Genomic DNA, 8,210 nt, shown 5'->3' on the forward strand with positions numbered 1-8,210 from the left:
AAACAGTAATGCGTGCTGATCTGCCGGAGCTATCAGTCTTTTTGATTTTCCTGATATTCGGGGGAAATGTTACTATTCACAGCCGGTTCATAATAGCTGTTTTCTACCTCAGCCGTTACTCCGCATGGCCTAGCAGTCATTTCTCGCTTATTTTTCGTTTTTTAGTCTTGAGCAGCAACATGGTTCAGCCTTCTGACAAAACCCGATCTCCCACACCTTGCCCCCTTTTTTAACCCCTTAAAAAATCTAACTTTGTTTAACTTTTTTCTTGATTTTTAATCCTTGTAGCATAGCCCTACCATAAGGATTTTATATCCAATTGGAGGTAAATATGACTGGAAGCTATCCTATGTGAAACAGAAATCCGGGGGTGTTTACGCATACGAAAATCTTCCGCCCGCCTCCGGGAACCGCTCACTGGAACGATGTTACCCCGGTTTCAAAAAGAGGCTCTCCATGAACCAATCCTAATATGAGTAAGACAATCACACAAAAAAGCTTAGAACAGACACAACATCCCGATTATCTATTGATCACCGACCACTAGATAGGGATGACGTGCACCCAGTATTTCGAAAATTACCTATGGCCAGATTCGGTACTTTTAAGGACTGTGAATAGTAACGGGGAAATGTGATTAATGTTAAATATTTCTTTACCGACTGAAGTGTTTTCACTATAATACTCTCGCAAAATTACCCATTGATTTCTGCTTGTATGCATCATTGATGAGAGAGGTTTTGCATGACCCTTAGAATTGCTCAGGAAGCGCTTACATTTGATGACGTGCTTCTGGTTCCGGCCCATTCCACCGTTCTTCCCAATACTGCTGATCTACACACTCAGCTCACCAAAAACATTACTTTGAATATTCCGATGGTTTCCGCTGCCATGGATACTGTTACAGAGTCTGCACTGGCAATTGCCCTGGCGCAGGAGGGCGGCTTGGGATTCATTCACAAGAATATGTCCATAGAGAAGCAGGCCGAAGAGGTTCGTCGCGTCAAGAAATTCGAAAGCGGCATGGTCAAGGATCCGGTGACCGTTCATCCGGAAGCCACTATCGCTGAAATCCTGGCACTTTCTCATAAACATGGTTTTGCAGGATTCCCGGTGGTTGATGCCAAGGGCGATCTTCTTGGACTTATTACCGGCCGTGATGTTCGCTTTATCACCGACCTGAACAAGCGGGTCTATGACGCCATGACTCCCAAGGAAAGACTGGTTACCGTAAGGGAGAACGCTTCCAGAGAGGAAGTACAGTCGCTGATGCAGCGGCACCGTATTGAAAAGGTTCTGGTAGTTGACGACAGATTCTGTCTCAAGGGGATGATTACTGTTAAGGATTTCCAGAAAGCAGAGGGTAAGCCTAACGCTTGTCGCGATGCCATGGGGCGTCTGCGTTGCGGAGCTGCCGTGGGCGTTGGTCCGGCTAATGATGAAAGAATTGCTGCTCTGGTGAAGGCCGGTATTGACGTTCTTCTTATAGATTCCTCCCACGGTCATTCTCAGGGAGTTTTGGATCGTATCAGTGCTACCCGCAAAGCCTATCCGGATCTGGATATTGTAGCAGGAAATATAGCTACTGCCGAGGGAGCTCTGGCTGTTGCCGAAGCTGGCGCCACTACTGTCAAGGTTGGTATTGGCCCTGGTTCAATCTGTACCACCCGTATCGTAACAGGCTGCGGTGTTCCCCAGATTACTGCAATTGACAATGCGGTTAGCGCTCTGGCCGGATCTGATGTTAAGGTAATTGCCGACGGTGGTATCAGATATTCGGGTGATATCGCCAAGGCTCTGGTTGCCGGTGCCAACCTGGTAATGGTGGGGTCGATGTTTGCTGGTACCGAAGAGGCTCCGGGAGAAATCGAACTGTTCCAGGGGCGTTCCTTCAAATCTTATCGCGGAATGGGCTCCCTTGCCGCCATGTCCAAAGGCTCCGCTGATCGCTATTTCCAGTCCGACAATGCTGCTGAAAAGCTGGTTCCTGAGGGAATTGAGGGGCGTGTTCCCTACAAGGGGGTACTGAAGAGCATTATTCATCAGCAGATGGGAGGTCTTCGTTCGGCCATGGGGCTTACTGGCTGTGCCACCATTGATGAACTGCGTACTAAGGCTCAGTTTGTTCGCATCACCGGTGCCGGCATCAAGGAATCTCATGTCCATGATGTTACCATCACCAAGGAAGCTCCCAATTACCGGATTTGATTCCTTGACCGGATTCGGAGTCTGTATCCGGTTTTTCCGGACATCTTTTTAAATCATGGGGATCGGTCGCCGATCCCTTCCAGCTTAGGAAAATTCTTCATGTCAGATAAGAACATTCATAATGAAAAAATCCTTATCCTGGACTTTGGTTCTCAGGTGACCCAGCTTATAGCCCGCCGGGTGCGCGAGATCGGGGTTTACTGCGAGCTTTGGCCGTGGGATTCCTCCGAGGAGCAAATTAGGGAATTCGCTCCGGATGGAATTATACTTTCCGGCGGGGCCGAATCGGTAACCGCTGAGGGATCACCCAGAGCTCCCGAATATGTATTCAGGGCCGGAGTTCCGGTTCTGGGCATCTGTTACGGTCTTCAGACTATGGCTGAGCAGTTGGGAGGCAAGGTGGAATCTTCCTCCAAGAGGGAGTTTGGTTATGCTCTGGTGGATCTGGATCCAGCCGAGAATCCGCTTTTTGATGGGATTTCGGACCGGGAACAGAACGGGGTGCGGGAGCTGGAGGTCTGGATGAGCCATGGCGACCGGGTTTCTGTTCTTCCGGAAGGCTTTCAGGTTTCGGCTCATACTGAGACCTGTCCCTATGCCGCTATTGTGGATAACAGCCGCCGTTTCTACGGGGTGCAGTTCCATCCCGAGGTAACACATACCAGGAAAGGCCGGGAGATTCTGACCAATTTCGTTAAGGGGATCTGCGGCCTTGAGGGGCTTTGGAAACCGGATGCCATTATTGAGGATGCTGTTCAGAAGATCCGCAGTGTTGTAGGTTCCGAAAGGGTAATTCTTGGTCTTTCCGGTGGAGTTGATTCGTCGGTAACCGCTCTCCTGCTGCACCGGGCCATCGGAGATCAGCTGACCTGCGTATTTGTGGATAACGGCCTGCTTCGTCTTAACGAAGGAGCTCAGGTTAAGGAGATGTTTGGGACCCGTTTCGGTCTGAATATCATATACGTTGATGCTGAGAAGCGATTCCTGGATGCTCTCAGCGGAATCAGCGATCCGGAAGCAAAACGCAAGACTATTGGCAGAGTGTTCATTGATGTCTTTGCTGACGAGGCCCGCAAGCTTTCCGACGTAAAGTTCCTGGCACAGGGAACTATTTATCCGGACGTGATTGAATCTGCAGCCGCCAAAACTGGCAAGGCTCATGTGATTAAGTCCCATCACAATGTGGGCGGACTTCCTCCGGATATCAAGTTTGATCTGGTGGAACCTCTCAGGGAGCTTTTCAAGGATGAGGTACGCCGGATAGGTGTGGCTTTGGGGCTTCCAGAAGAAATGGTATATCGTCATCCTTTCCCGGGCCCGGGACTGGGGGTGAGGGTGCTGGGGGAAATCCGGAAGGAGTACTGCGATCTTCTGAGACAGGCTGATGCTATTTTTATCGAGGAGCTCAGAAAGGCCGGCTGGTATAGCAAGGTTTCTCAGGCTTTTGCCGTGTTCCTGCCGGTTAAGTCCGTAGGTGTTATGGGAGATGGCAGGAGATATGACTATGTGGTTGCTCTCCGCTCGGTGGAAACCATCGACTTTATGACAGCCAAATGGTCGGAGCTTCCCTATGAGCTTCTGGGCCGGGTTTCCAACCGCATTATCAATGAGGTGGCCGGAATCAGCCGGGTAGTATACGACGTATCCGGAAAACCGCCGGCAACCATAGAGTGGGAATAATTGCCGCGATCTGCCGGCAGGCGGGGTAGGTGCGGACGGCGAGACAGTGATTCCTGTGTTCTCGCTGTTTTGTGTCCGTTCCGGCATTTTTTAAAGGCTGTGCACAGGCATGGCCTTTTTCCGTTTATACTGGTTACATTTGTTGGGAGTGATTTTGGGGCGGTAAAACAGTACGCTGTTCGGGAGAAGTTTTCATGAGGGATTTTCATTGCCGTCTGAGCAGGGGATTTATCGGAGAAGAGGAGCATGACCGGTTAAAGCTCCGGGATCCCGGTCTTTCCAAAAAAGACTATCTTGAGTATCTGGTGCGTTTCAATCGGCAGCGCATATCCGAAAATGCCGCTATAATCGATCTTACTGAAAAAGGCGGAAATCCCGATTCTAATATCAGTCCCGAAATCAGAATCAGAGCTCTCAGAGCCGACAATTACTGTCTTTACAAGATTCTTCTTAATAGCCAGTATTCGTTGGGAGTACCCTGCCGGGAGCTATATACCGATTACTGTGCTGCGGTGCAGGCATTTGCCGCCACCACCTTTGCGGATCTGAAAATCTATGCACAGAAATCCGAAGGGCATCAGAGTCCGGCAGTGCTGTATTTTGGCTACTTTTCTCTTCTGAGACTGACCTCCCTGGGGATTATGCTTGCCAGGGACGGCGGTGTTATCGAAAAGCTTTATGATGTTGCGCACCGGGAAAGAGTTGACGATCGGCTGCTTAATCTGATGTTTCGGGCCGCCGGATATAATTCTTCAGATTCCTGCGGTTTTTATGATATCAATCCTTATGCTTATTTTGCTCCCTTTCTGGATAATCTTTATGATCCCTTCAGAGCCCAGGATGCGCTTTTGGAATTTGTTACCGAAAAGTGGATTCCGGGGCATGAATCGCATGAATTCTCCATTTATCTTATGAGCAAATACTATCATGGACTCTGGTGCTATGAGGCGGCGGCTCTGGCCAAGATCCTGAAGATTGATGATACCCCCCTTAAGGACAATCCTCACTATCCTTATGATCTGGCACATTTTAAAAACGGGATGAAGTACCGTGTAAAAACCGTCAAGGACGGTCTCAGTCTTCGTGAACGTGCCAGACTGATTCTTAAAGTCGGTCATCGCTGATGCGAGATATCTGGAATCCCTGGCATGGCTGCCGGAAATGCAGCGAAGGCTGCCGGAACTGCTACATGTTTTATCTTGATGCCAGAAGAAAACAGGATGGATCCGTGATTTACCGTACCGGTGATTCGCTGTTTCGATATCCTCTGTCCCGGGACAGAAAGGGGGACTACCGGATAAAACCGGGAGAAACCCTGCGGGTATGCCTGACATCGGATTTTTTTCTGGAAGAGGCTGATTCCTGGAGAGGAGAGGCCTGGCAGATTATTCGTTCCCGTCCTGATGTGATCTTTTTTCTGCTGACCAAAAGACCGGAACGTATAGCGGGTGCGCTGCCTCGGGACTGGGGGCATGGCTGGGAGAACGTTATGCTCAATGTTTCCTGTGAAAACCAGAGAAGAGCAGATGAGCGTATCCCGGAGCTCCTTTCTCTGCCCGCCAGGCATCTCGGTGTCATGTGCGCTCCTCTTATCGGTTCTGTCAGCATTGCAAGATATCTTGCTTCCGGCAGAATCGAACAGGTGCTCTGTGACGGTGAAAATTATCCCGGTGCCCGTACCTGCTCCTGGGAATGGGTAAAAACGCTGGGTGAAGAATGCCGGAAATATGAAGTGACCTTTATATTTTGCGGAACCGGAGCCCGTTTCGAAAAGGATGGCCGGCTGTATCGCATTGACTCCCGCCGGATTCAGACGGAGCAGGCCTTTAAGTCTGGGATCAGTTTTCAGGGACGGCATAATGAGTACCGACTGACGGATACCCTGGGAATTCCGCTGTCGGGACGAGATCTTGTGAAGCCGGAGTATGAGGAACCCTGTGAGAAGTGTGCTCGTAAAATTTCCTGTTCCGGCTGTTCTCACTGTGAACACTGTGCTATGCAGGAAAACTGAAAGGCACGAAAGCCGTATATTATCCGGGAACGTTACGTGACTCTGCTCGCAAAATTCATTTTTACCCCGAAATCAGCAATAACGGGGGGATGTCTTCTTCTACAATATCGTTGTTTTGACAATTTATCCGGCAAAGGTTTGGAAAGACCGGTCAGGGATTACAGTTACAGTTAAAGAGGTTAATGATATGAGATACAGCATGATCAGTATTGCCGTGGCACTTGCCATGGTTTCTGGCTGTGCTTCCACCGGAGGAAGCAAGCCTGCCAGCATAGCGGCGTGGCAGAAGCCCGATGAACCCACCACCTGCGTGCGCACTGCGTCAGGAAAGGATCTTGTGCTTACCGGAGACAGCATCAGTCTTCAGAAGAATGACAGAGGGTGTTTCGGAAGCGACAGCAGCATGTGCGATATCCGTATGTATCAGATCATGACTGAAAGTTTCAGACATGGCAGCGGCGGAGCCTCCGGGCCTTTGAAATCCTGGGGCCCTTCATCTCATACCGGAAATCTCCGGGGCGTGATTGACAGTTTGGACTACATAAAATCCACAGGTGCTAATGCCATTTGGCTGACACCGATATTCACTACACTACCGGTAGCCGGTCAGGACTGGACCTATGACAAGCTGGACGGAACCGGCTACTATACCTCAGACTATTTCAGCATTGATCCCAAGTTCGGAACCAAGGAGGAACTGATCTCCCTGGTAAACAAGGCTCATGCCAAGGGGATGTATGTATTTTTGGATGGGGTATTCGGTCATGCCAAGGCCAATGTGGCTGTAAAAAGTCCCAAGGGGAATGAACTTAAGCTGTCTATCCGCTGTCTGGATCTCTTCGGGAATGTTGATAAGATGTCCCTTAAGCAGGCGCGTTGTTTTGAGACCGAACCCTCAATGCCGTTCCTGAAGGAGGTGGCCTCCTATTGGATAAAGGAAGCAAAGATTGATGGCTGGCGTCTGGATCAGGCCTATCAGCTGAAGAATGAATTCTGGAAGGAGCTTTCTGACGAGGTGGCTAAAACCTCGAAAACGGTAACCTACAAGATGAACGGGAAGAAGGTGCATCCTCTGGGCTACATGGTAGGAGAAATCTGGTCCGAGCAGCCCAAGGATATTGAGAGAACCGCATTTAAGAATAATGCTCTCATAAGTGCCTTTAATTTTCCGCTCAGAGCTGAACTTGTGAAGGTGCTGGCTTCCCGGGAGAACATTTTTGACAGATCCGCCTGCGGTCAGCCGGCTACCGAGCTTCAGGCCGGCTACCGGAAAATGCAGGGATATACTGAAGGATCTATGCCCAACATGTTCCTGTCTAATCACGATCTGGTAAGATTCGGGGATCTCTTGCAGCGGGCCCGTTATGAAAAGGAGGGCGTTCATGGCTCCTCCTACTATGATGCTCACAGAGCCGCCCTGAGCTTTCTGGCGGCCTACAGCGGTCCCATCACTGTTTATTATGGTGATGAGACCGGTGACGAGACCATGAATTTTGCCATGCAGCCTGAAAACTGCGGTAAAACCGACCGTTGCGATGATCATGTGTCCCGCACTGACGGCCATGTGGACAGACTTACTGCCGATGAGGAAAAACTGAAGAACGACGTGGCGGCTATGCTGAAGCTCAGAGATTCCCACAAGGCACTCAGTCACGGTGTCAGAACTCATCTTTTCAGCGACCACGGTCTCTTTATTGATTTCAAGAGCTATGGCAAAGATCGCATTATCTACGCTCTTAATGCCGGAACTTCCGAACGGAAAGTTCGTTTTGAGGACAGCGTATGGAGCAAACTGGGCTATGGTTCCTGCACTATCAGATCCTTAAACGGATCCCGGCTTCAGGGAAACGAGCTGGTTCTGCCGGGACTTTCCGGAAGCTTCTATGAGGCCCAGTGCCGTTAGCCGGCAAGGGAAGATTGTAGTTAGTTTTCCATATCCTGTGGGTGATTTGAAGAATGATTGCTCCCCCTGCGGGTAAGGGAGTCGGAAGAGCATTAAAAGGCCGGATTATGACAGGTAATTCGTAAGTTTCCCAGATATACGGTCTGATAAAACCACTTTGTTTTAGGTACCATTGTAGCCATCGGATAAATTATCAGGAGGTTCCGATGGTTAGTTCTTCAAATAAGGCGATAGTCGAGAAGTATGCCAAAATGCTTACCGACTGCGCCGCCAGTAATCTTTCAGTTCGTCAGTATGCCTTCAGTCATGGCATCAGTAATTCCATGCTTTACAAGTGGATCAAAATATTCAAAGAGAGGATCTCCCGAGGTGAATCATTTCCCGGTCTTGTTCTTCCCGTTATTTCCT

At 49.6% G+C, this 8,210-nt stretch carries 5 protein-coding genes and 1 pseudogene; all 6 read left to right on the forward strand.

Annotated features, from left to right (window positions below; genetic code table 11):
* Positions 1-744 precede the first annotated feature (744 nt).
* The gene (gene guaB / locus F557_RS0105290) at positions 745-2,208 is read left to right on the forward strand and encodes an IMP dehydrogenase (RefSeq protein WP_019001202.1); all 1,464 of its coding nucleotides are present in this window, start codon (positions 745-747) and stop codon (positions 2,206-2,208) included.
* 99 nt (positions 2,209-2,307) lie between these two features.
* Positions 2,308-3,888 carry a glutamine-hydrolyzing GMP synthase gene (gene guaA, locus F557_RS0105295; RefSeq protein ID WP_019001203.1) on the forward strand — a complete coding sequence of 527 codons (1,581 nt, stop codon included), beginning with the start codon at positions 2,308-2,310 and terminating at the stop codon, positions 3,886-3,888.
* A 194-nt stretch (positions 3,889-4,082) separates the two neighbouring features.
* Positions 4,083-5,012, forward strand: coding sequence for a PoNe immunity protein domain-containing protein (locus F557_RS0105300; protein WP_019001204.1), 930 nt, complete (start codon positions 4,083-4,085; stop codon positions 5,010-5,012).
* Positions 5,012-5,899: a DUF5131 family protein gene (locus tag F557_RS0105305; protein ID WP_026297761.1), complete on the forward strand. Its 888-nt coding sequence runs from the start codon at positions 5,012-5,014 to the stop codon at positions 5,897-5,899. The genes F557_RS0105300 and F557_RS0105305 overlap by 1 nt, the downstream gene beginning before the upstream one ends.
* 187 nt (positions 5,900-6,086) lie before the next feature.
* Positions 6,087-7,802 (forward strand): alpha-amylase family glycosyl hydrolase, encoded by a 1,716-nt coding sequence (locus F557_RS18915; RefSeq protein ID WP_019001206.1) that lies wholly within the window; start codon positions 6,087-6,089, stop codon positions 7,800-7,802.
* A gap of 206 nt (positions 7,803-8,008) precedes the next feature.
* Positions 8,009-8,210 (forward strand): annotated as a pseudogene (locus F557_RS22600) (helix-turn-helix domain-containing protein); the annotation flags it as partial.

Origin of the sequence: Succinimonas amylolytica DSM 2873, assembly GCF_000378405.1 — a bacterium.
Lineage (GTDB): Bacteria > Pseudomonadota > Gammaproteobacteria > Enterobacterales > Succinivibrionaceae > Succinimonas > Succinimonas amylolytica.

Bases quoted from the DNA above. Each gene is read 5' to 3' on its own strand.
- guaB (WP_019001202.1), top strand. From the start codon at position 745: ATGACCCTTAGAATTGCTCAGGAAGCGCTTACATTTGATGACGTGCTT.
- guaA (WP_019001203.1), top strand. From the start codon at position 2,308: ATGTCAGATAAGAACATTCATAATGAAAAAATCCTTATCCTGGACTTT.
- F557_RS0105300 (WP_019001204.1), top strand. From the start codon at position 4,083: ATGAGGGATTTTCATTGCCGTCTGAGCAGGGGATTTATCGGAGAAGAG.
- F557_RS0105305 (WP_026297761.1), top strand. From the start codon at position 5,012: ATGCGAGATATCTGGAATCCCTGGCATGGCTGCCGGAAATGCAGCGAA.
- F557_RS18915 (WP_019001206.1), top strand. From the start codon at position 6,087: ATGAGATACAGCATGATCAGTATTGCCGTGGCACTTGCCATGGTTTCT.